Annotated in this window: 16 protein-coding genes; 9 read left to right on the top strand and 7 right to left on the bottom strand. The window is 74.1% G+C overall.

What is annotated here, in order from left to right; all coding sequences use genetic code 11:
* Positions 1-101: 101 nt before the first annotated feature.
* The 3 genes from EDD39_RS03915 to EDD39_RS03905 form a co-directional block, all read right to left on the bottom strand.
* A complete protein-coding gene (locus tag EDD39_RS03915) occupies positions 102-1,868 on the bottom strand; it encodes a glycoside hydrolase family 35 protein (protein ID WP_123553389.1) in 1,767 nt (588 codons plus the stop codon).
* 467 nt (positions 1,869-2,335) lie between these two features.
* Positions 2,336-3,460, bottom strand: coding sequence for a phosphoserine transaminase (gene serC / locus EDD39_RS03910; RefSeq protein ID WP_123553388.1), 1,125 nt, complete (start codon positions 3,458-3,460; stop codon positions 2,336-2,338).
* A gap of 180 nt (positions 3,461-3,640) precedes the next feature.
* Entirely contained in the window at positions 3,641-4,741 is a 1,101-nt protein-coding gene (locus tag EDD39_RS03905) for a citrate synthase 2 (protein WP_030458082.1), read from the bottom strand.
* Between the two features lie 418 nt (positions 4,742-5,159).
* On the opposite strand from EDD39_RS03905, the gene pdxH reads away from it, so the two are divergent.
* The 6 genes from pdxH to fxsT all read left to right on the top strand — a co-directional run bounded on the left by pdxH (position 5,160) and on the right by fxsT (position 14,943).
* Positions 5,160-5,783 carry a pyridoxamine 5'-phosphate oxidase gene (gene pdxH, locus EDD39_RS03900; RefSeq protein ID WP_030458081.1) on the top strand — a complete coding sequence of 208 codons (624 nt, stop codon included), beginning with the start codon at positions 5,160-5,162 and terminating at the stop codon, positions 5,781-5,783.
* A gap of 267 nt (positions 5,784-6,050) precedes the next feature.
* Entirely contained in the window at positions 6,051-6,224 is a 174-nt protein-coding gene (gene fxsA / locus EDD39_RS03895; RefSeq protein WP_123553387.1) for an FxSxx-COOH cyclophane-containing RiPP peptide, read from the top strand.
* 33 nt (positions 6,225-6,257) lie between these two features.
* The gene (locus EDD39_RS03890; protein WP_123553386.1) at positions 6,258-8,642 is read left to right on the top strand and encodes an FxsB family cyclophane-forming radical SAM/SPASM peptide maturase; all 2,385 of its coding nucleotides are present in this window, start codon (positions 6,258-6,260) and stop codon (positions 8,640-8,642) included.
* Positions 8,639-9,469 (top strand): AAC(3) family N-acetyltransferase, encoded by an 831-nt coding sequence (locus EDD39_RS03885; protein WP_244256593.1) that lies wholly within the window; start codon positions 8,639-8,641, stop codon positions 9,467-9,469. Before EDD39_RS03890 ends, EDD39_RS03885 begins: the two co-directional genes overlap by 4 nt.
* Before the next feature lie 108 nt (positions 9,470-9,577).
* Positions 9,578-10,828 carry a TIR-like protein FxsC gene (locus EDD39_RS03880; RefSeq protein WP_123553385.1) on the top strand — a complete coding sequence of 417 codons (1,251 nt, stop codon included), beginning with the start codon at positions 9,578-9,580 and terminating at the stop codon, positions 10,826-10,828.
* 113 nt (positions 10,829-10,941) lie between these two features.
* Positions 10,942-14,943: an FxSxx-COOH system tetratricopeptide repeat protein gene (fxsT, locus tag EDD39_RS03875; protein WP_123553384.1), complete on the top strand. Its 4,002-nt coding sequence runs from the start codon at positions 10,942-10,944 to the stop codon at positions 14,941-14,943.
* 75 nt (positions 14,944-15,018) lie between these two features.
* Here the strand turns inward: fxsT and EDD39_RS03870 are convergent, their stop codons facing one another.
* The 3 genes from EDD39_RS03870 to EDD39_RS03860 form a co-directional block, all read right to left on the bottom strand.
* Positions 15,019-15,888 carry an alpha/beta fold hydrolase gene (locus EDD39_RS03870; protein WP_244256592.1) on the bottom strand — a complete coding sequence of 290 codons (870 nt, stop codon included), beginning with the start codon at positions 15,886-15,888 and terminating at the stop codon, positions 15,019-15,021.
* Between the two features lie 16 nt (positions 15,889-15,904).
* Positions 15,905-16,834 carry a DUF4231 domain-containing protein gene (locus EDD39_RS03865; RefSeq protein ID WP_162869936.1) on the bottom strand — a complete coding sequence of 310 codons (930 nt, stop codon included), beginning with the start codon at positions 16,832-16,834 and terminating at the stop codon, positions 15,905-15,907.
* A gap of 143 nt (positions 16,835-16,977) precedes the next feature.
* Positions 16,978-17,727: a sugar isomerase domain-containing protein gene (locus EDD39_RS03860; protein WP_123553382.1), complete on the bottom strand. Its 750-nt coding sequence runs from the start codon at positions 17,725-17,727 to the stop codon at positions 16,978-16,980.
* Positions 17,728-17,925: 198 nt separating this feature from the next.
* Here EDD39_RS03860 and EDD39_RS03855 point away from each other — a divergent pair, with 198 nt between their 5' ends.
* Positions 17,926-18,615, top strand: coding sequence for an iron-dependent transcriptional repressor DtxR (locus tag EDD39_RS03855; protein ID WP_123553381.1), 690 nt, complete (start codon positions 17,926-17,928; stop codon positions 18,613-18,615).
* 538 nt (positions 18,616-19,153) lie between these two features.
* Here EDD39_RS03855 and EDD39_RS03850 read toward each other — a convergent pair.
* Positions 19,154-19,858 carry a bifunctional DNA primase/polymerase gene (locus EDD39_RS03850; protein WP_123553380.1) on the bottom strand — a complete coding sequence of 235 codons (705 nt, stop codon included), beginning with the start codon at positions 19,856-19,858 and terminating at the stop codon, positions 19,154-19,156.
* 255 nt (positions 19,859-20,113) lie between these two features.
* Between EDD39_RS03850 and EDD39_RS03845 the strand changes: the two genes are divergently transcribed.
* On the top strand, positions 20,114-21,490 hold the full coding sequence (locus EDD39_RS03845; protein ID WP_123553379.1) for an NsdA family TPR-like regulatory protein: 1,377 nt from the start codon (positions 20,114-20,116) through the stop codon (positions 21,488-21,490).
* 190 nt (positions 21,491-21,680) lie between these two features.
* The gene (locus EDD39_RS03840) at positions 21,681-22,820 is read left to right on the top strand and encodes a hypothetical protein (RefSeq protein WP_123553378.1); all 1,140 of its coding nucleotides are present in this window, start codon (positions 21,681-21,683) and stop codon (positions 22,818-22,820) included.
* Positions 22,821-22,920: the final 100 nt, after the last annotated feature.

The following is a 22,920-nucleotide window of genomic DNA, read 5'->3' as shown; positions in this document are numbered from 1 at the left end:
TCGCAGGGTCTGGCGCGCAGCAGTTCCTCGCGCCCCTGGCTCTCGCAGGGTCTGGCGCGCAGCAGTTTGTCCCAGGGCCCCTGGCTTTCGTCCTGGCGCGGTCAGCCGAGGTCGGGGGACGGGTGGAGGTGGATGCGGGACGGGGTGGTGGGGCCGAGTTCCAGGAGGGTGAGGGTGTTGGGGCCGGGGCGGAGGAGGGGCCAGGGGCAGTAGAGGGTGTGCTGGGGGCCGCGGGTGTCGTAGCGGCCGAGGAGGAAGTCGTTGACCCAGAGGTAGCCGTGTTCGCCCTCGGGGACGGTGAGGAAGGTGTCGCCGGGGGCGTCGAGGTGGAGGGTGCCGCGGGCGAGGAGTTCCGGGGCGGGGGTGCCGGGGGTCCAGGCGGGGGTGGGGAGCGGGTCGAGGGGGAGGGGTTCGGCCTGCCAGCCGTGCAGGTACTGGCGTTCGTGGCGGACGCCGGTGAGGCCCTTGGTCTCGCCGACCTGCGGGCCGTAGTTGACCCGGCCGAGCGATTCGACCAGGAGCCGGATCCGGGTGCCGCCGCCGGCGGTGACGGGTTCGGGGGCGACGCCGCGTTCGAGGGTGGCGGCGGGTTTGCCGTCGAGGTGGAGGGTGGCCCGGTCGTGGAGTCCTTCGACGGTGAGCGGGAGGTCGGGGCTGCGGTCGGGCACCGTGGTGGTGTAGCGGACCAGGCCGTGCTCCAGGCCGAGTTCCTCGAACAGCGGCGGTACGGGGGAGTGCACGGCGGGTCCGAACGGCAGCTCGGCGTACTCGTCGAGGAGGACCTCGCGGGCGTCCAGGACGGGTGCGGGGGCGGGGAGTTCGGGTTCGCGGTGGTCCAGGTACCGGGCGGGTTCGGGGTGTTCGGCGGCGAAGTCGGCGATGACCTGCCGGAAGGCGTCGAACTTGGCGGTGGGCAGGCCGCGTTCGTCGAGCGGGGCGTCGTAGTCGTAGGAGGTGGTGATCGGCTGGTAGGGGGAGTGCGTCCAGTCGGTGGAGTTGAACGGCGGGTCGGCGTGGTTGGCGCCGGCGGTGGTGCCGAAGTTGGTGCCGCCGTGGGCCATGTAGAGGTTGACGGAGCCGCCGGCGGCGAGGATGCGGCGCAGGGTGTCGGCGGCGTCGCCGGCGTCCCGGGTGTGGTGGGGCCCGCCCCACCGGTCGAACCAGCCGTTCCAGTACTCCATGCAGAACGGCGGGTCCTCGGGGCGGTGGCGGCGCAGCGCGGCGAAGGCGCCTTCGGGGTCGGAGCCGAAGTTGACGGTGGCCAGCACGCCGGGGACGGTGCCGGCCGCGAGCATGTGGTCCTCGGGGCCGTCGGAGGTGAACAGCGGGACGGTGATGCCGCGTTCGCGCAGTCCGCGGGCCAGGTGGGCGAGGTAGTCGGCGTCGCTGCCGTGGGCCCCGTACTCGTTCTCGACCTGCACCATCAGCACGGTGCCGCCGGGCCGGCCCCACTGGCGCTCCACCACCTGGGGCAGCAGGACGTCGAAGAACGCGTCGACGGCGGCGAGGAACCCGGGGTCGCTGGTGCGGGCCCGGCGGCCGACCCGGGCGGTGAGCCAGCCGGGGAGGCCGCCGTTGTCCCACTCGGCGCAGATGTACGGGCCGGGGCGGACGATCGTCCACAGGCCCTGGCGGTGCGCCTCGTCGAGGAACGCGCCGAGTTCGTCGAGCCGGGTGAAGCGGCCGGGCGCGGGTTCGTGCAGGTTCCACGGCACGTACGTCTCGACGGTGTTCAGCCCCATCGCGCGCACCGCGGCCAGCCGGTCGGGCCACTGCTCGGGGCGGCTGCGGAAGTAGTGCACCGCGCCGGACAGGATGCGCAGCGGTCGGCCGTCGAGGCGGAAGCCGTTCGAGTCGTAGGTGAGCATGTCCCTAGCCTGCCCAACGGTGCCGGTGTCAGCCCCGGGGACATGCACGGCGGTCGGGGGAGGCGGTCGGGACGAGTGCCCTGTGTGCGGGGCGGGGCGTTCGACCGATTACCCTCGGAGGGTGGACCCGAAGACTCGTATGCGGATCGTCACCGGCGCGTTCGTCCTGCTGCTGGTCGTGGTGATCATCAGCGCGATCGTGCAGAAGTAGTGGCGGCGGCCCCGTCCGGCGGTGGCGGGTGGCGCGCAGCCGGCTGATCACGCCGGGGGCGGCGAGGCCGGGCAGGAGCAACCGCCACCGGGCGGCGAGGCGTTCGGGCAGGGGGCTCGCCGTGTTCGGCGGCTTCGGTGCGCAGGGCGCTTCCCCGACCGGTTCGGCCCGAACGCGGCCCGGGGCCCGTCGGGCCGGAACGCGCAGGGCCCCGGTCCGCTCGGCGCGGACCGGGGCCTTGCGGGAAGGCGCCGGATCAGTCGTTCAGGTGCTCGACCACGTAGTCGATGGCGCCGGTGAGCTTCTCGACGTCCGCCGGGTCGATCGCCGGGAACATGGCGACGCGCAGCTGGTTGCGGCCCAGCTTGCGGTACGGCTCGGTGTCGACGATGCCGTTGGCACGCAGTGCCTTGGCGACCGCGGCGGCGTCCACCGCGTCGTCGAAGTCGATGGTGCCGACGACCTGCGAGCGCTCCTCCGGCTTGGCGACGAAGGGCTGCGCGAAGGAGGACTTCTCGGCCCACGAGTACAGGATCGAGGAGGACTCCGCGGTGCGGGCCACCGCCCAGTCCAGACCGCCCTGGCCGTTCAGCCACTCCAGCTGGTCGGCCAGCAGGAAGAGGGTGGAGATGGACGGGGTGTTGTACGTCTGGTCCTTCGAGGAGTTGTCGATCGCGGTCGGCAGGTCGAAGAACGGCGGGATGTACCGGCCGGAGCCGGCGATCTCCGCGGCGCGCTCCAGCGCGGCCGGCGAGAAGACGGCCAGCCAGAGGCCGCCCTCGGAGGCGAAGGACTTCTGCGGGGCGAAGTAGTAGACGTCCGTCTCGCGGATGTCGACCGGCAGGCCGCCGGCGCCGGAGGTGGCGTCGACCAGGACCAGCGAGCCGGCGTCCGCGCCCTCGGGGCGGCGGATCGGCATCGCGACGCCGGTGGAGGTCTCGTTGTGGGTGAGGCCGTAGACGTCCACGCCCGCCTCGGCGACCGGCAGCGGGTGGGTGCCCGGGGCGGTCTTGATCACCGTCGGCTCGGCCAGCCACGGGGCGGCCTTCACGGAGGAGGCGAACTTGGAGGAGAACTCGCCGAAGTCCAGGTGCTGCGACTTCTCGCGCACCAGGCCGAACGCGGCGATGTCCCAGAACGCGGTGGAGCCGCCGTTGCCGAGCACGACCTCGTAGCCCTCCGGCAGCGAGAACAGCTCGGCGACGCCCTGGCGGACGCGCTTGACGAGGTTCTTCACCGGGGCCTGGCGGTGGGAGGTGCCCAGCAGGGAGGTTCCGGTGGCGGCGAGGGCACTCAGGGCCTCGGGGCGCACCTTGGAGGGGCCGCAGCCGAAGCGGCCGTCGTTGGGCAGATTGTCGGCGGGGATCTGAATCTGAGCCACGGCCGCAGCCTATCGCCCGGCGCTGCGGCGGCGGTACGTCCGTCCGGCCGGTGAGACGTGATCTTGGCCGCCCCGGACAGCCCGCACCGGGACGCGTGACCCCTGGTCAGGGGGTGCGCACGCGCCCGGAGGCGGTCCGGCCGGAGCCGGTGGCCGGACCGCTTTTCACCCGGAAGGGGTTCAGCCGGCGATCTGGTCCCAGCCCTCGATCTCCTGCGGCCCGCGCGAGCCCGGGCCGATGTAGCGGGCGGCCGGGCGGACCAGCCGGCCGGTGCGCTTCTGCTCCAGGATGTGCGCCGACCAGCCGGCCGTGCGGGCGCAGGTGAACATCGAGGTGAACATGTGCGCCGGGACCTCGGCGAAGTCCAGCATGATGGCGGCCCAGAACTCGACGTTGGTGGCCAGCACGCGGTCGGGGCGGCGGTTGTGCAGCTCCTCCAGGGCGGCCTTCTCCAGCGCCTCGGCGATCTCGAAGCGCGGCGCGCCGAGCTCCTTGGCGGTGCGGCGCAGCACCCGGGCGCGCGGGTCCTCGGCGCGGTAGACCCGGTGGCCGAAGCCCATCAGGCGCTCGCCCTTGTCCAGGGCGTTCTTCACGTAGCCGGCCGCGTCGCCGGTGCGCTCGATCTCCTCGATCATGCCGAGCACGCGGGACGGCGCGCCGCCGTGCAGCGGGCCGGACATCGCGCCGACCGCGCCGGACAGCGCCGCCGCCACGTCCGCGCCGGTGGAGGCGATCACCCGGGCGGTGAAGGTGGAGGCGTTCATGCCGTGCTCGGCGGCCGAGGTCCAGTACGCGTCGACGGCCTTGACGTGCTTCGGGTCCGGCTCGCCGCGCCAGCGGATCATGAACCGCTCGACGATCGTCTCGGCCTTGTCGATCTCGCGCTGCGGCACCATCGGCCGGCCCTGGCCGCGGGCCGACTGGGCCACGTACGACAGCGCCATCACGGCGGCCCGGGCGAGGTCGTCGCGGGCCTGCTCGGCGGAGATGTCCAGCAGCGGCTTGAGGCCCCAGACCGGGGCGAGCATGGCGAGGGCGGACTGCACGTCGACCCGGATGTCGCCGGAGTGGACCGGGATCGGGAACGGTTCGGCGGCCGGCAGGCCGGGGGCGAACTTGCCGTCCACCAGCAGGCCCCAGACGTGCCCGAAGGAGACCTGGCCGACCAGGTCCTCGATGTCCACCCCGCGGTAGCGCAGCGCCCCGCCCTCGCGGTCGGGTTCGGCGATCTCGCTCTCGAAGGCGACTACACCCTCAAGGCCGGGTACGAAATCCGACATCAGAACGGCTCCTTCAATGATCCGGTGCGGCACGCGGCCGTGGTGGGGCGGCACGCCGGTGGCCGATGGTGATTGGCACTCGGTGTCAGATTGTCAGGCACGGAGTGCATTGCGCCATACACCACGACGGTGATGTTTCCCCCGAGGGCCGCTCGAACCCCTGTCGTCTCCGGCGTCCTCGGCGGATTTTTCGGGACGTCCCGGGCGACAGCCGGACGAATTCCCGCGCAGTGGGTGGTGAAGCGGTGGCGAGCCACCCTATCCCCAGCCGTTTCCCCGGACGCAGCGGCGCCCGGCGCTTGTCGTACGGGATGATGGGGGCGTGCCTACCGCGGAACGCCACCCGAACGCCGAGCCGAGCGCCCCGTCCCTGTCCGTCGAGCCCACCGGGGAGCTCCCCCGGCCGGACCTGTCCGCGATGCGCGAGCACTACCGGCACGCGGGGCTGGCCGAGGAGCAGCTCGCCGACGACCCCTACCAGCAGTTCGGCCGCTGGTTCCACGAGGCGGGCGAGGCGGGGGTGGCCGAGCCCAACGCGATGGTGCTCTCCACCGCCGACGCCCACGGGGTGCCCTCCGCGCGCACCGTCCTGCTCAAGGGCTACGACCGGCGCGGCTTCGTCTTCTTCACCAACTACGGCTCCCGCAAGGGCACCGACCTGGCCGCCAACCCGAACGCGGCGCTGCTCTTCCCGTGGATCACGCTGGCCCGCCAGGTGATCGTGGCCGGCCGGGTGGAGAAGGTCGGCCGGGACGAGACCGCCGCCTACTTCCGCACCCGCCCGCACGGCTCCCAGCTCGGCGCCTGGGCCAGCGAGCAGTCCAGCCCGGTCGCGGATCGCGCGGTGCTCGAGCGGCGCTACGCCGACCTGGCCGCCAGGTACCCGGAGGGCGAGGGCGTTCCGGTCCCGCCGTTCTGGGGCGGCTACCGGGTCGTCCCGCGCTCCGTCGAGTTCTGGCAGGGCCGGGAGAACCGGCTGCACGACCGCCTGCGCTTCGTCGCCTCCGAGGAAGGTTGGCAGGTGGAGCGGCTCTGCCCGTGACCGGCACCGGCTCCCAGTTCGACTCCCGCTAGCACGGTCGGTCGAACCGGGGAACCGCCGAACGGGTGAAACGGAGGAGGTCTGACGCGGCTTCAACTCCCTTGCGCGGCAGGCTCCGGAGGCCGAATCGGGGGTTCTCGTGAAGGGGTTGGCGGTAACCTGCGGGGGCTATGCTGTACATCGGTGTCAGGCCGCAGTGACTCACGACACTGGCTTCCGGCTGCGGCGATTCCCCGTCCGCACGCCTCAGTGAAGAAGGCAACGCCGATGACCACTGCACTCGCCGAAGACCTGTCCGAGCCCCAGGTCGCTCTCGAGCGCGCCGCCCTGGCGGACCTCGCCGCCCTGGACGCCGAAGAGCTCACCGCACAGATCGCCCGGGTGCTGCCGGCCGCGGCGGCCCGCCAGGTGGCGGTGGCCGCGTTCCAGTCCTCGATCTGACCGGGGCGGAACAGCCGGATCGGTCCGCCCGCGATGTCCGGAACCGTGCCGTTCAGCCAGTTCGTGCTGAAGGTCCACAGCCGCTGTGACCTGGCCTGCGACCACTGCTACGTGTACGAGCACGCCGACACGAGCTGGAGCCGCAAGGCCAGGGCGGCCTCGGACGCGGTGCTGGAACGGACGGCCGGGCGGATCGGCGAACACGCCAGGACCCACCGGCTCCCCGCCGTGCACGTCGTGCTGCACGGCGGGGAGCCGCTGCTGGCCGGCCCGGACCGGCTGCGCCGGGCCGCCGAACTGCTGCGCGCCGCCCTGCCCGCCGGGTGCGCGCTGGACCTGCGGATCCACACCAACGGGGTGCTGCTGAGCCGCCGCTTCCTGGAGCTCTTCGCCGACCAGGACGTCAAGGTCGGCGTCTCGCTGGACGGCGACCGGCTCGCCAACGACCGGCACCGGCTCTTCCCGGACGGCCGCTCCAGCCACGCCAAGGTGCTGGCCGCCCTCGCCCTGCTGCGCGAACCGGAGTTCCGGCACCTGTACGCCGGGCTGCTGTGCACGATCGACGTCGCCAACGACCCGGTCGCCGTCTACGAGGCGCTGGTCGCCGAACGGCCGCCGCGGATCGACTTCCTGCTCCCGCACGCCACCTGGGACCACCCGCCGACCGCCCCCGAGGGCGCCGGCCCGACCCCGTACGCGGACTGGCTGCTGGCGGTCCACCGGCACTGGACCGCGCAGGGCCGCCCGGTGCCGGTGCGGATCTTCGACTCGGTGCACCGCACCCTGCGCGGCCGCTCCAGCCTCACCGAGTCGCTCGGCCTGGACCCGGCCGACCTGGTGGTCGTCGAGACCGACGGGACGCTGGAGCAGGCCGACAGCCTCAAGACCGCCTACGACGGCGCGCCCGCCACCGGCTTCGACGTGTTCGCGCACAGCCTGGACGAGGTCGCCCGGCACCCGGGGATGCGCGAGCGGCAGTCCGGCCTCGCGGGCCTCGCCGAGCAGTGCCGGGCCTGCCCGGTGGTGCGCAGCTGCGGCGGTGGCCTCTACGCCCACCGATACCGGACCGGCGGGGGCTTCGACCACCCGTCGGTGTACTGCGGGGACCTCTTGAAGCTCATCACCACCATCCGCGACCGGACCGCCGCCGCCCCGGCGGCCGTGCCCGCCCAGCAGCGGCAGCCGCTCACCGACCGGCACCTGGACGAACTGGCCCGCGGACTCGGCGGACCGGACGCCGTCGCCGCCCTCGGGAAGTCCCAACTCGAGCTCTCCCGGCGGCTGGTGACCGCCGCCGGGGCGGCCGGGAACAGCGCCGCCTGGCAGCTGCTGACCGAGGTCGACCGCAGCGCCTCGGGCGCGCTCGACGCGGTGCTCGCCCACCCGTACACCCGGGCCTGGGCGGTGCGGCTGCTCGGCGGGGACGGGCGCGCGGACCTCGGCGGGCTGGCCGAACTGGCGGCGGCGGCCGCGGCCCGCGGGCGGATCGGCTTCGAACTGCTGCTGCCGGTCCGCGCGGGATGGCTGCACCTGCCGACGCTCGGCCGGCTGCGGGTGGACGGCAAGGCCGAGGCGGTGCTGCGCGGCACCGCCGACGGGCTGGCCTGCGACGGGCACACCGTCGGCTGGGACCGGCCCGGCGACCACCGGTGGCAGCCCGTCCGCCGGGTCGCCCTGCCCGGCTGGACGCTCGCCCTGGAGGACACCGACCCGCACCGCGACAGCCACCAGTGGGCCCCCGCCGACCGGCTCGACGACGCCGAACTGCTCGCCTGGACGGGCGCGTTGGGCGAAGCCTGGGACCTGCTCGGCCGGGACCTGCCCGAGTACGCGGCCGGCCTCGCGGCCGGTCTGGACACCGTTACCCCGCTCGCCCCCGGCCCGGCCGGGCGCGACATCAGCGCCGCCGCCCGGCAGGCGTACGGGGCGGTCGGCATCGCCCGGCCGACCACCGGGCCGGTGCTGGCGCTGCTGCTCGCCCACGAGTTCCAGCACGTCAAGCTCGGCGCGGTGCTCGACCTGCACGACCTGCACGACCGGGCCGACGAGCGGCTCTACCACGCGCCGTGGCGGCCCGACCCGCGCCCGCTGGAGGGCCTGCTGCAGGGCACCTACGCGCACCTCGCGGTCGCCGCGTACTGGGCGAGCCGGGTGCGGGCGCTCGACGGCGCCGGGGGCGACGAGGCCGCCGCGGCCCGGCTGCAGCTGGCCACCTGGCGGGCGCACACCGCCGACGCGATCGGGACGCTGGACGGCTCCGGCGCGCTCACCCCGCTCGGCCGGCGCTTCACCGCGGGGATGCGCACCGCGCTCGCCCCCGCGCTGGCGGTGCCGGTCGGCGCCGCCGCCGAGCGGGCCGCCCGGGCGGCCGCCGCCGAGAACCTGGCCGCCTGGCGGGCCGCGGCGGGACGGCGGTGACCGACACCGCGCTGCTCCGGGCCGCACCCGGGCGCACCGGGCGGCCCGGGACGGTCGACCGGCTGGCCGGCCAGCTGCGCGACCTGGGCGTCCGGGAGGGCGGGACGCTGCTGGTGCAGTCCTCGCTGCGGGCGGTCGGGCCGGTCGCGGGGGGCGCGCACGGGGTGGTGAAGGCGCTCCTGTCGGCGCTGGGGGCGCGCGGCACGCTGGTCGTCTACACCGCTACACCCGAGAACTCCCGCACCTCCCCCCACTACCGGGAGCACACCGCCGGCCTGACCGGCGCCGAGCTGGCCGGTTACCACGACCGGATGCCCGCCTGGGACCGCCGCCGCACCGCCGCCTCCCCGGCCATGGGACGGCTCGCCGAGGTGGTCCGGCAGTGGCCCGGCGCGCTGCGCAGCCCGCACCCGCAGACCTCGTTCGCCGCGCTCGGCCCGGCCGCCGCGGAGCTCACCTCGGTGCACCCGCTGGACTGCCACCTCGGCGACGACTCGCCCGTCGGCCGGATGTACCGGAGCGGCGCCCAGCACCTGATGCTGGGCGCGCCGATGCGCCACTGCACCCCCCTCCACCTGCTGGAGTACTGGCAGCCCGACCGGCCCGAGCAGCTGTACACCTGCGTCCGGCGCACCGAGGACGCCCGGCGGGTGGTCGAGGAGTTCACCGCCACCCGGCTGGACGACGGGCACTTCGAGGCGATGGGCGCGATGCTGCTCCGGGAGCTGCCGACCCTGCGGCGCGGCCCGGTCGGCGCCGCCCCGAGCGTCCTGATGCCGATCCGCGAAGCGGTCGATCTCGCAGCCAACTGGTACCGCAACAGGTGAAGTTGAGTCGCCATCAGATCAAGGCCCTATTCCATTCGGACCTCCGGTCTTCCTACACTTGAGTCCCTTTCGGGGAGACAGTGACAGGCGGGCTCGGGGGAGGCGCGTGTGAGCAGCGGGGGCCAGCGGAAGGACGCTCCCAGGCCGTACTTCTTCCTCAGCTACGCACACACCCCGCGGATCAACTCGCGGGGCGCGGCCGACCCCAACCTGTGGGTGGCCAAGCTCTACCAGGACCTGTGCGAGGCGATCCTGCAGATCACCGACGCGCCGTCCGGCCACCCCGTCGGGTTCATGGACCGCTCGATGCACCAGGGGCAGAAGTGGGCCGAGCGGCTGTCGCGGGAGCTGGCCAGCTGCCGGGTGTTCGTGCCGCTGTACTCGCCCCGCTACTTCAAGTCCGAGGCGTGCGGCCGGGAGTGGCACCTGTTCACCCGCCGCTCGGTCTACCAGCGGCGGCCCACCGCCGAGCGGATGACCGGCATCGTCCCGGCGCTGTGGGTGTCGATGGAGCACTACCAGCTGCCCCGGGTGGCCGGTGAACTCCAGTTCAACCACGACAGCTTCGGCGCCGAGTACGCCAACGAGGGCCTGTACGCGCTGATGAAGATCGCCGCGTTCAGCTCCGAGTACCACACCGCGGTGTGGCGGCTGGCCCGGCGGATCGTCGACGTCGCCGAGCAGACCGTCATCCCGGCCGGGCAGGTGCTCGACTTCGAGTCCCAGCCGTCCGCCTTCGACCCGCCCGACGCCGCCGACCAGGTGCGGATCGCGGTGTTCTCCTACCGGGAGCGCGAACTGCCGCCCCAGCGCAGCCCGCTCTGCTACGGCGAGCGGCGCACCGACTGGCAGCCCTACCGCCCGGACTCCGCCCGGCCGCTGGCCCAGGACGCCGCCGACATCGCCCGCGGGATGGGCTTCCACCCCACCGTCGGGGAGTTCGAGGAGGAGTCCGAACAGCTGCTGACCGGGGAGCGGCCGAACGCGCCCTGCGTGCTGCTGGTCGACCGGTGGGCGTTCCTGGACGGGCGGCGCTCCGAGACGGTGCGCCGGCTCGACCGGCGCAACCACGGCGCGGTCGCCGTCATCGAGCCCTGGAACCGCGCCGACCAGCAGAACCTCGACCACGAGCGGATGCTCGACGAACTCGGCGACAGCGTGCTGACCGTCAGCCGCGGCTCCCGGCGGCGGCCCACCCTGCGCGAGGAGCCCGCGGTGGGCGCCCCCGGCAGCATCGAGGAGTTCCGCGGCGAGATGGAGCGCGCCGTGATGCGCGCCTGCACCGCCCACGAGCAGCAGCAGTACCAGGACCGGCCCGAGGACGGCCCGGTCGACCGCAGACCCAGCATCGGGCCCTGAACCGGGCCCGGAACGGCACCAGCCAGCAGGGCACCGGACGGTCGGGACTCCGACCGGTGAGCACGGCGTGCGGCACCACGACGGGCACCCAAGGGCCCGGGGGAGGGAATCTCATGACCGAGAGGCCGACGAAGGGCCCGCAGCACCAGTCGCCCCGCCGCGACACCGCCACCGAGGACCGGCAGGGCCGGATCGTCACCTTCTACTCCTACAAGGGCGGCACCGGCCGCACCATGGCGCTGGCCAACACCGCCTGGATCCTGGCCGCCAACGGGCACCGGGTGCTGGTCGTCGACTGGGACCTGGAGGCCCCCGGACTCGCCCAGTTCTTCCGGCCGTTCCTCAACCCCGAGGTGGTCGCCGCCACCACCGGCATCATGGACCTGTTCGGCGAGTACCTGGAGGAGGCCCGCCGCCCGGTCGACCGGCACCCGGAGTGGATCGAGGACTTCGCCCGGATCCACCCGCACGCCCTCTCGCTGGCCTGGCCGCACTTCCCCGGCACCGGCCGGATCGACCTCGTCCCCGCCGGGCAGCAGAACCGCGACTACTCCGTCGCCCGGCTCGACTGGGACCTGCTCTACGAGCGCTACGAGGGGCGCCGGTTCATCCAGTCGCTGCGCGCCGACATGAAGCGCCGCTACGACTACGTGCTGATCGACAGCCGCACCGGCCTCACCGACACCGCCGACATCTGCACCGTCGAGATGCCCGACGACCTGGTGGTCTGCTTCACCCTCAGCGACCAGTCGATCGACGGCGCCTCCCGGATCGCCCGGGTGATCGAGGACCGCTACGGCGACCGGGAGATCCGGATCCTGCCCGTCCCGATGCGCATCGACGAGGGCGAGAAGGAGAAGGCCGACGCGGGCCGGGCGCTGGCCCGGATCAAGTTCGCCGGCCTGCCCGCCGGCCGCGGCGAGGCCGACCTGGCCCGCTACTGGGCCGGCGTGGAGATCCCCTACCGGCCGTTCTACGCCTACGAGGAGATCCTCTCCCCGTTCGGCGACCAGACCGGGCTGCCCGGCTCGATGCTCGCCGCCAACGAGCGCCTCACCCGGGAGGTCACCCGGGGCGAGGTCGCCGGGCTGCCGCCGATGCCCGAGGACCTGCGGCTGCGCTTCCTCGACGGCTTCGCCCGCCGCCGCCCCACCGCGCCCGCCGACCTGTACCTCAGCTACGTCCCCGAGGACCGGGCCTGGGCGGACTGGATCTCCGCGCTGCTCGCCGACGCCGGCTACCGGGTCGTCCCGCGCGACCTCGGCGCCGGGGCCAACCCGCGCGAGGCCACCGGCCGCGGCATCGACTCCGCGTACCGCACCGTCGCCCTGCTGTCCTCCTCCTACCTGCAGTCCCCGCAGGCCCAGGCGCTGTGGGACCGCACCGTGCTGGCGGACCCGGCCGGGGCCCGCCGCCAGCTGATCCCGGTCCGGGTCTCCGACGTGCGCCTCAACGCGCCGTACAACAACCGCAACCCGGTCGACCTGATCGGCCGCGACGAGGCCGCCGCCGCCACCGCGCTGCTGCGGGCGCTCGGCCGCACCGAGACCGAACTGCCCGAGCGCAGCCCCGGCGCGCCGCGCTTCCCCGGCACCAAGCCCACCTACTGGGAGGTGCCGCAGCGCAACCACTCGTTCACCGGCCGGGTCAAGGTCCTCGACGACCTGCGGGCCCAACTGGCCGGCGGCACCACCGCGGTGCTGCCGCCGCCGCAGACCCTGTACGGCCTCGGCGGCGTCGGCAAGACCCAGGTCGCGCTGGAGTACGCGCACCGCTACATGTCGCACTACGACCTGGTGTGGTGGATCGACGCCGAGCAGAGCGAGAACGTGGTCGCCGACCTCGCCGACCTCGCCGGGCGGCTCGGACTGCGGGTCGGCGACAACGTCAGCGAGGCCGCCCAGGCCACCCGCGACGCGCTCCGGCAGGGCATCCCGACCCCCAACTGGCTGCTGATCTTCGACAACGCGGACGAGCCGGGCGAGATCCGCCGGTTCTTCCCCGACGGCCCCGGCCACATCCTGGTCACCTCCCGCAACCAGGGCTGGTCCGGGCAGGCCGGCGTGCTCAACGTCGACGTCTTCGACCGCACCGAGTCCGTCGACCACCTCACCCGCCGGGTCCGCGGCCTGGCCCGCGCCGACGCCGACCGGGTCGCCGAGGCGGTCGGCGACCTGCCGCTGGCCGTCGAGGTCGCCGCCGCCTGGCTGGAGACCACCCGCACCCCGGTGGAGACCTACGTCAACCAGCTCAAGGCCGAGGCCACCAAGGTCCTCGCGGCCGGCGAGACCCCCGTCGACTACCCGACCCCCGTCGGCCTCACCTGGAACGTCTCGATCGCCCGGCTGCGCGAGCAGTCCCCGGCCGCCGTGCGGCTGCTCGAACTGTGCGCGTTCTTCGCGCCCGAGCCGATCTCGCTGCGGCAGTTCTTCTTCTCCGAGCAGATGCGGATCGCGCTGTTCCCGTACGACGAGGAACTCACCGACACCTTCCTGCTCGGCAAGGTGCTGCGCGCCGTCAGCCGCTACGCGCTGGCCAAGACCGACGCCGGCTCCGACTCCTTCCAGGTCCACCGGCTGGTCCAGGCCGTCGTCCGCAGCGGCATGAGCGAGAACGAGCGCAACCTCGCCATGCACCAGGTGCACCGCATCCTGGTCAACGCCCGGCCCTCCCGCGGCGACACCGACGACCCCGCCAACTGGCCCACCCTGGAGAAGATCTGGCCCCACCTCACGCCGTCCCGGGCCCAGGACTGCGACGAGCGCGAGGTGCGCGAACTGCTCATCGACCGGGTCCGCTACCTGTGGAAGCGCGTCGACCTCGACCAGGCCCTGCAGCTCGGCCGCCAGCTCGACGCCGCCTGGACCGTCCGCTCCGAGAGCGAACCCGACCAGGCCGAGCAGAAGATCTGGCGCCGGCAGATCCTCAGCCTGCGCCTGCAGATCGCCAACGTGCTGCGCTCCAAGGGCTCCTACGGCGAGTCCCTGGCGCTCAACCAGGCCACCCTGCTCGGCCAGCGCGAACTCCTCGGCGAGCACCACCCGTACACCCTGATGACCGCCAACTCGATGGCCGCCGACCTGCGCTACCTCAACCGGTTCCAGGAGGCGCTCGCCCTCGACCAGGACACCTACGACCAGTTCGTCGAACTCTTCGGCGAGGACGACCCGCGCACCCTCACCGTCGCCAACAACCTCGCCATCGACCACCGCCTGGTCGGCAACAGCCTCGCCGCCCGCGACCTCGACCAGGACACCGTCGAGCGCAACGCCGCCGTCCGCGGCCCGCACCACCCCTACACCCTGGGCACCAAGTCCAACCTGGCCCGCGACCTGCGCGAGATGGGCGACTACAAGGGCTCGGTGGAACTGCTGCGGGAGGTCACCGAGGCCTTCGCCGACCTCCAGCAGTCCGACCTGCCGGAGGAGCTGCGCAACGCCAAGTCGCTGGCCGTCTCGCTGCGCCGGGCCGGCCAGTACACCGAGGCCCGGGAACTCACCGAGCGGACCTACGAGCGCTACGTCGACCTGTTCGGCCCCGACTTCGCCGACGCGCTGGCCTGCCGGCTCAACCTGGCCGCCGACCACAGCGCCGCCGGCGACAAGGAGACCGCCCGCGACATCGCCACCGACGCCTACGAGGGCCACCGGCGGCTGTTCGGCGACGACCACCCGTTCACCTTCGCCTGCGAGAACAACCTCGCCATCTACCTGCGCGGCTCCGGCGACCTGGAGGGCGCCATCACCCACGGCCGCACCGCGGCGGCCGGCCTGGCCCGGGTCCTCGGCGACGACCACCCCTTCGTCCTCAACGCCGCCATCAACCTGGCCAACGCGCTCGCCGAGAACGGCGAGCACCGGGAGGCCGAGACGCTCGGCCGCACCGCCCACGAGGGCCTCTCCCAGCGGTACGGCGCCACCCACCCGGACGCGCTGGTCTGCCAGGCCAACCTCGCCATCACGCTGCGCGACGCGGGCCGCCGCAGCGAGGCGGAGGCGCTGCGGATGCAGGCGGTCGCCGGACTGGTCGAACTCTTCGGCGAGGAGCACCCGTCGGTGGTCGCGGCCCGCGGCTGGCAGCGCAGCAACCGGGACCTGGAGCCGCAGCCGCTGTGAGGCGGGGACGGGAACAGGGGCGGGGGAACCGCGCGGTCCCCCCCGCCCCTGTTCCCACGCAGCGCGCGCAGCGGGCTAGGCGTGGGCGGCCCAGCGGATGGCGTCGGTCATCTCCTTGAGGGCGCCGAAGTGGGCGGCGCCCGGTTCGAGGTAGAGCTGGGCGCCGGGGATGTGGTCGGCCAGCCAGGCGGAGTGGCCGACCGGGGAGAACCGGTCCTCGGCGCCGTGCCAGAGCCGGACCGGGGCGCGGATGCTCTCCACGGCGAAGCCCCAGTCGGCGATGAAGGCCAGCACGTCGTCGATCCAGCCGTCGGCGCCGTAGCGGAACGCCTGCCGGTAGGTGGAGTGCAGGATCCGGCGGATGCCGATGTCGGCGACCACGGTGCGGTCCGGCGGGGTCAGTTCGGGGACCAGGTTGCGGATCAGCTGGGCCGGGTCGCGGCGGATCACCCGGGACCGGACCTGGAACTGGCCGGCGATCCGCGGCTGGCCCAACTCGGCCTGCCGGTAGGCGTGTTCGTTGGACGGGGTCATGCCCTCGAACCAGTCCAGGCCGTCCGCGTGGCGCGGGGCCAGCGAGACCTGGGTGGCCGCCCGGCGGACCCGGTCGGGCAGCAGCGCGGCGCAGGCCAGCGCGTGCGGGCCGCCGCCGGAGCGGCCGACCACGGCGAAGCGGTCGAGGCCGAGCGCGTCGGCGATGACGGTGACGTCGGTCGCCGCGGCGGCCACGTCGCGGCCGGGCAGCCGGGTGGAGTCGCCGTAGCCGGGCCGGTCGAAGGAGATCAGCCGGACCCGCATCCGGGCCAGCACGGCGCCGCGCGGAGCCGGGCCGACCCGGCTGCCCGGCGTCCCGTGCAGCAGGAACACCGGGTGGCCGGACGGGTCCCCGGACGTCTCGACGGCGAGGACGCCGCCGTCCGGCGTCTCGATCCTCCGTGTCGCCACGCGGTGGCCCTCCTGCTCAGCTGGGGATGTCGAGGCTGCGCACCTCGCGGCGCGCCTGCCAGGTGGTGTGCTCGCGGGAGATGGCGTCCTCGGCGTCCCGGGCGAGCCGGGCCCAGGTCTCCTCGGAGTCCGCGGCGCTCAGGTCGACGGAGGCCAACAGGGCTTCCACCTTGGAGAGTTCGGCGGCGGCCAGGGTGTAGGCGGCGGCCTGCGGACGGTACTGGCGCAGCTGGGCCCAGGCGGAGACGGAGGCGGCGACGGCGGAGATCGAGCCGAGCGCGTCGAAGCCGAACTCGCCGAGCGCGCGCAGCACGGCCAGCAGCAGGCCGGCCGCGGGCAGCACGATGGCCAGCCGGCCGACCCGGCGGGTGGCGTTGCGGCACTGGACGGCCTTGGCCTGGTACCACTGGCGCTGGCTCTGCACCCGTTCGCGCAGGTAGACCTCGCGGCGCACCGGCAGCGGCTGCTCGCGCAGCTTCTCCATGGTGTCGGTGATCTGCGGGTGGCGGGCCGGGGCGCGCCAGGTGCTCAGCTCCTCGGTGACCCCGGGGGAGACCAGGTCGGTGTCGAACTCGCCGAGGATTCCCGAGAGTTGGACGTCGTAGAGGCGCTCGGCGTCGGGCAGCTTGCGCGGCGGCGGCTGGTAGGAGTCGGCGCGCACCGCGTACTTCCACACCAGGGTCTTCACCGACTCGGCGACCGCCCGGCCGTCGTACCAGAGCCGCTGCGGGTTCTGCCGGGCGACGGTGACGGCGATGAACAGCGCGCCGAGGTAGGCCACGGCGGCGGCCCAGGCCCAGACCGGGCCGTCCGCGGAGCCCGCGAAGGCGGCGCCCACCAGCAGCAGCAGCTCCCAGCGGGAGAGCGCCACCGCCCGGGCCTGGCCCTGCAGGGACGCGCCGTCGGCGGCCCAGAAGACGCGCGGGAGCAGGTCCTGCTCCCGCACGAAGCCGATCGAACGCCCCGTCCCAGCCGCCATCCCCGCCCCCGCAGCGCAGTCTCACCGGTCCCGTGAGTCCTTCCCAGCGCCGGGTGAACTTACGCGGGCGAGGCCGGAGTTGGCCGAATGGGGCGGGTCGCCGAAGGGTGCTACCAGGCGTAGAAGATCCGGTCCGCGTTGTCGGCGATCACCTTGTTGTTCCACTCGGTGCCGCCGTCCACGTTCCCGGAGCGGAACAGCGGCGGGGTGATGCCCCGGTCGGCCAGCTTGCCGATCGCGGCGGCCGTCACGGACTGCATCAGGGCGCTGGTGGTGATGGTGGAGACCGAGCCGAACGGGGCGCCGGCGCCGGGGTGGTCGAGCTCGCCGTCGCCGAGGCCGATCTTGCTGTCCAGGACGACGTCGCAGTTGTCCTTGAGGTAGGTGCCGGACGGGTCGTTGGAGCCGACCGCGCCCGGGTAGGCCAGCGAGGTCACGCCGATCACCTTCAGGCCGCGGTCGCGGGCGTGCCGGGCCAGCTCGACCGGCATCACCTGGCGGCCGGAGAGCGAGATCACGAACAGCAGGTCGCCGCTGCGGGCCGGGGTGAGGTCGAGCGTGGTGGTGGCCAGGCCGGAGACCCGCTCCAGGGCGCTGCCCAGGTGGGCGGGCATCACGTTGACGCCGGTCATCCCGGGGACGTTCAGCAGGTTCATCACGACCAGGCCGCCGGCCCGGTAGACCACGTCCTGGGCGGCCAGCGAGGAGTGCCCGGCACCGTAGGTGAAGATCCGCCGGCCGTGCTCGACGGCCTCGGCGAGCAGCTCCGCGGCGGCCTCGATGTTCTCCCCCTCCTCGGCGCGGATCCGCTCCAGGTGGGCCACGGCGGCGTCCAGGTACCGGCCGACCAGTTCGCTCATCTCTGCTCCGTCCGCGTTCGGGGCGGCCGGGTGGTCCAGACCGCTCTGGGAGAAAGCTACGGCGTGCACGGTGGCCCGCGCCGGACCCGGCTGTCAACCACGACGAAAAGGACCGGGCATAGCGGGCGGCCGCAGCCGGTTGTCATCCCCATGCGTCAGAATTGGCGGTGAGGACACCGAAGAACGGAGCCAGGGGCGATGTCAGGGCTGATCGACACCACTGAGATGTACCTCCGCACCATCCTGGAGCTGGAGGAGGAAGGCATCACCCCGATGCGCGCCCGGATCGCCGAGCGGCTGGAGCAGTCCGGCCCCACGGTGAGCCAGACGGTGGGCCGGATGGAGCGGGACGGCCTGCTCCAGGTCGCCGAGGACCGGCACCTCGAACTGACCGGCGAGGGACGCAAGTTGGCCGTCCGGGTGATGCGCAAGCACCGGATCGCCGAGTGCCTGCTGGTGGACGTGATCGGCCTGGAGTGGGAGCAGGTCCACGAGGAGGCCTGCCGCTGGGAGCACGTGATGAGCGAGACGGTCGAGCGCAAGGTGCTCGCCATGCTCGGCCACCCCACCCAGTCCCCGTACGGCAACCCGATCCCGGGCCTGGACGAGCTCGGTGACACCAAGGCCGAGGGCGAGGGCTACGACGCCGGGCTGGTGACGCTGGAGGCCGTCGCGGGCAAGGACGGGGTGGACGTGGTGGTCCGCCGGATCGGCGAGCCGATCCAGACCGACGGCGAGCTGATGCGCACCCTGCGCCGGGCGGGCGTCCGCCCGGGGGCGACGGTCCGGGTCGCCCCGGCCTCCGGCGGCGTGCTGGTCGGCAGCGGCGAGAGCGCGGCCGAGCTCGGCAAGGAGATCGCCGCGCACGTCTTCGTCGTCCAGGCGTAGCCCGCGGAGCGGGTCGGGGTAGGGAACGGCGCAGGGCCCGGTGTCCCCACACCGGGCCCTGCGCCGTTCCCCACCCCGCTCCCCTCCTGTCCCCACCCGCTGCGGGCCGGTCGTGCGCGGCTCCCCGGCCGCGCCCGGCCGTACCCTGCTCCCTCCCTGCTCCCTCCCGCTGCCGCATTCGGCTTCCCCGTCCGAACGCCCTCCCGGCAGCCCCCCGCGCTCTCGGCCCGTCCGCTCTCCTTCCGCTCCACCGGTTCCGTGCCGACGCTGAGGATGATCCCCTCGGCAACCGGGGCCAATCCTTGAGCGATGTCACCCGATCGGTGGGCTTCCCGCCTTGACCTGCGGGTATGACGACCGGTTCCGGAAGATCGCGCTCCGGACGGCCCGGCGGCGGCCCGGGACGGCCCGCGGCGGGCGCCCCGAGCAGGCGAACGGCGGGCCCGGCCTCCGGATCGGGAGGCCGGGCCCGCCACGGCCGCGCGGGGTGTCGCGCGGACGGCCCCCCACCGGATCGGCCGGGGGCACGCTCGGGAGGTCAGCGCACGGCCGCCGCCGCGCGCTGCACGGGGCGCGGCGCCCCGGCCTCGCGCCCGCAGGCGTACGCGAGCGGGCTGACCAGCTCCAGCGCGTCCGGCAGCCAGCGGTTCAGCGCGGACGGCGGCCGGGCCCACTGCGCGGACGCGTACCCGCCGACCCGGGACGGCGGGGCCACCACCCAGTCGCCCTCGCCGCGCGCCACCAGGTCCAGGCGCTCCGGCGACCAGCCGATCTGCCGGAGCATGTCCGGCAGCTTGTCGACCACGCCGGGCAGCACCAGGAAGTGCAGCCGCCGCCCGCTGCGCCCCGGCGCGGCCGGCACCGCCGCCACCGGGCCCAGCTGCAGCCCCATCCGCTCCATCCGGGCCAGCGCCAGGCAGCCCGCCACCTCCGGCACGTCCAGCACGTCGAACGTCCGGCCGGTGGGCAGCAGGATCGAGGCCTCCGGGTTCTCCGTCCACCAGGTGCGGACCACCCCGGGCCCGGAGCTCGCCCGGCTCCGCCAGTCCGCGCCGAGGGGGTGCGCGCCGGGGAGCGCGCAGCGCTCCTCGCCGCAGGAGCAGCTGGCCGGGGCGTCGCCGTCGAGCAGCCAGGCGCCCGGCACGACCTCCCAGTGCCGGTCCTCGGCGTAGCGGACGGCTTCGAGCAGCAGCGGCGGCAGGTTCTGTTCGGGGGCTCCCGGGGTGTTGTCCACGTGCTGCACAACTACCGTCCGTGAGTGCGGGTTACGGCCCGGGGCCGAACGCTTCGAACGGAACGGGGCTTGTCACCCGGGACGGTGATCCTGGTCGGAACCGGTCGGCTGAGCAGGGGCGGTAACGGGCGCAGTGGGGGCGCACAGGGGCATTCACCCGGGCGCGTGGGGAGTGGGTACGTCACCGTGGGTATTCCGCATGGTGTTGCACAGTCGTCGCCCTCCGGTCGGGTCCGGACGGCGTTGGGGAGGCGGAAAAATCCCATGGCCGCGAGACCACTCGTCGCACGAGAGCCGAACGAGCGCCTGCAGCAGCTGATCCAGGAGGCGGGCTGCTCCAACGCGGGCCTGGCCCGCCGGGTCAACCTCTGCGGCGCGGAGCACGGACTGGACCTTCGCTACGACAAGACCTCCGTCGCCCGCTGGCTGCGCGGGCAACAACCACGCGGGCAGGCGCCCGCGGTGATCGCCGAGGCGCTGGGCCGCAAACTCGGCCGCGGCGTGACCGTGGACGAGATCGGCATGGCCGACGGCAAGAGCCTCAGCTCCGCCGTCGGACTGCAGTTCGCGCCCAGCCTGGGCGCCGCGCTGGAGCAGATCTGCGAGCTGTGGCGCAGCGACGTCGGCAAGCGGGACTTCCTGGCCGGCACCACCGTCGCCGCCTCCGCGCTGGTCGAACCCAGCCGGGACTGGCTGATCACCCCGCCCGACCCCGTCGTCGCCCGCACCGGCGGCACCCGGGTCGGCCTGGCCGACGTCGCGGCGATCCGGGCCACCACCCAGATGCTGGTCGACCTCGACCACCGCTTCGGCAGCGGCCACGTCCGCCCGGTCGTGGTGCACTACCTCAACAGCGTGGTCTCCGGCTTCCTCGGCGGCTCCTACCGCGACGAGACGGGCCGTCAACTCTTCGGCGCCGTCGCCCGGCTGACCGAACTGGCCGGCTACATGGCGGTCGACACCGGCCAGCCCGGCCTCGCCCAGCGGTACTACATCCAGGCGCTGCGCCTCGCCCAGGCCGCCGACGACCGCGGCTACGGCGGCTACGTGCTGGCCGCCTCGATGAGCCACCTCGCGGCGACCCTCGGCAACCCCCGGGAGATCGCCCAACTCGCCCGCGCCGCCCAGGAGGGCGCCCGCACGGTGGCCACCCCCACCGCGATGGCGATGTTCTACGCCGCCGAGGCCCGCGGCCACGCCCTGCTCGGCGACGCGTACGCCTGCGAGAGCGTCGCCGCCAAGGCACTGGCCGCGATGGAGCGGCGCAACCCCGTCGACGACCCCGACTGGATCGTGCACTTCGACGAGGCCTACCTGGCCGACGAGTTGGCGCACTGCCACCGGGACCTCCAGCAGGGCGAGCGGGCCGAGCACTACGCCCGCACCGCGCTCGAACTGCACCCCGCGCACCGGGTCCGCCGCCGCGCCGTCGACCTGGTCCTGCTCGCCACCGCCCAGCTCCAGCAGCGCGACCTGGAGCGGGCCTGCGAGACCGGCACCGAGGCGGTCCGGCTGCTCAGCGGGCTGCGCTCCAACCGCGGCGTCGAGTACCTGGACGACTTCCGCACCCGGCTGGAGCCGTACCGCGGCCACCGGGCGGTGCGGGAGTTCCACGCCCGGATGGACGGCGAGGCCGCGTAGCGCCCGGCGTCCGGGGGCCCGCCGCGGCGGGCCCCCGGACGTGAAGCAATAGCACAGAACAGCAGCCCACGTAGTCACCTGCGCCGGTGAACCGGTACCGTGGCCTCGCAGTTGTGGTCCGCCGTCAGCAATCCGGCGGGGCAACCGAAAGGCCCGGGATCCCGGTGCCGTGCACAGGTGAGGAATCGCGTTGAGCCAGCGCCGCTCGTATCCCAACTCCGGCGAATTCAATCTGGACGACCTGTTCCGACCGGAGCCCGCCGCAGACGGCCAGGGCAGTCCGGCGCAGGCCGCCGCGCAGCCCCCGTACGCCCAGCCCCAGCCGCCCGCACCCCCGCAGGCACCCGTCCCGCAGCAGCAGTCCGCGCCGCCGCTCGGCCAGAGCGGCAGCCCCGAGTACTGGGGCACGCCCCCGCAGCAGGCCCCCGCGGCCCCCACGGGCGACGAGGGCGCCACCCAGTACCTGCCGCCCTACCCGGCCGGCGGCCCGCCCGTCGGCGGCCCGCAGCCCGGGTACGGCGACCCGACCTTCGGCGGACAGCAGGCGGTGCAGCAGCCGCAGCCCGGGTACGCCCCCCAGCCCGCCCAGCCCACCTACGGCGGCGGCTACGGCGCCCCGCAGCAGCAGCCGGCGTACGCCGGGGACGGCGGGTACGGCGGGAACGGCCACCAGCAGCCGGACGGCGGCCGCCGCAAGCCCGACCCGAAGATCCTGATCGGCGCGGGCGTGGCCGGCGTCGCGGTGATCGCGGTGCTGATCGGCGTGCTGTCCAGCGGCGGGGACAAGAGCAACGACACCGCCAAGGGGAAGGGCGGGACCTCCGCCAGCCAGAGCGCCAACGCCCCCAGCGCGAACAGCGGCAACGCCGCCGTCACCCCCGAGACCAAGGCCCAGGCCCAGGCCATGTCCGACCTGCTCGGCACCGCCAGCGCCAGTCGCACCTCGGTCGTCAACGCGGTCGCCGCGGCCGGCAAGTGCCAGAACCTGCCGGACGCGCAGAGCGCGCTCACCGCCGCCGCGGGCCAGCGGCAGGACCTGCTCACCAAGCTCGGCGCCCTGAAGGTCGACAAGCTGGCCGACGGCAGCAAGCTGGTCGACCAGCTCCAGCAGGCCTGGCAGGCGTCCGCCACCGCCGACTCCGAGTACGCCCAGTGGGCGGGCGACCTGGCGGGCGGCTGCGACCCGGGCAAGGCCAAGGACAACGACCACCTCCGCAAGGGCGACGCCGCGAGTGGCACGGCCACCACGGCGAAGAAGCAGGCGGCGGAGCTGTGGGGCGCGATCGCCTCGAAGACGGGGCTGCCGGACAAGGGCGCCGGCGAACTCTGAGCCTTCCGGCGGGAGCTGCTGCGCGAGCGGGATGGTGCGAAACCGGGGGCGCGGGGAACTGCGCGCGAAGGGAGTCGCACGTCGGTGCGGTCGCGGGACA

It is taken from the genome of Kitasatospora cineracea, assembly GCF_003751605.1.
GTDB classification, from domain to species: Bacteria; Actinomycetota; Actinomycetes; order Streptomycetales; family Streptomycetaceae; genus Kitasatospora; species Kitasatospora cineracea.
This window is presented reverse-complemented; position numbering and strand designations above follow the sequence as displayed.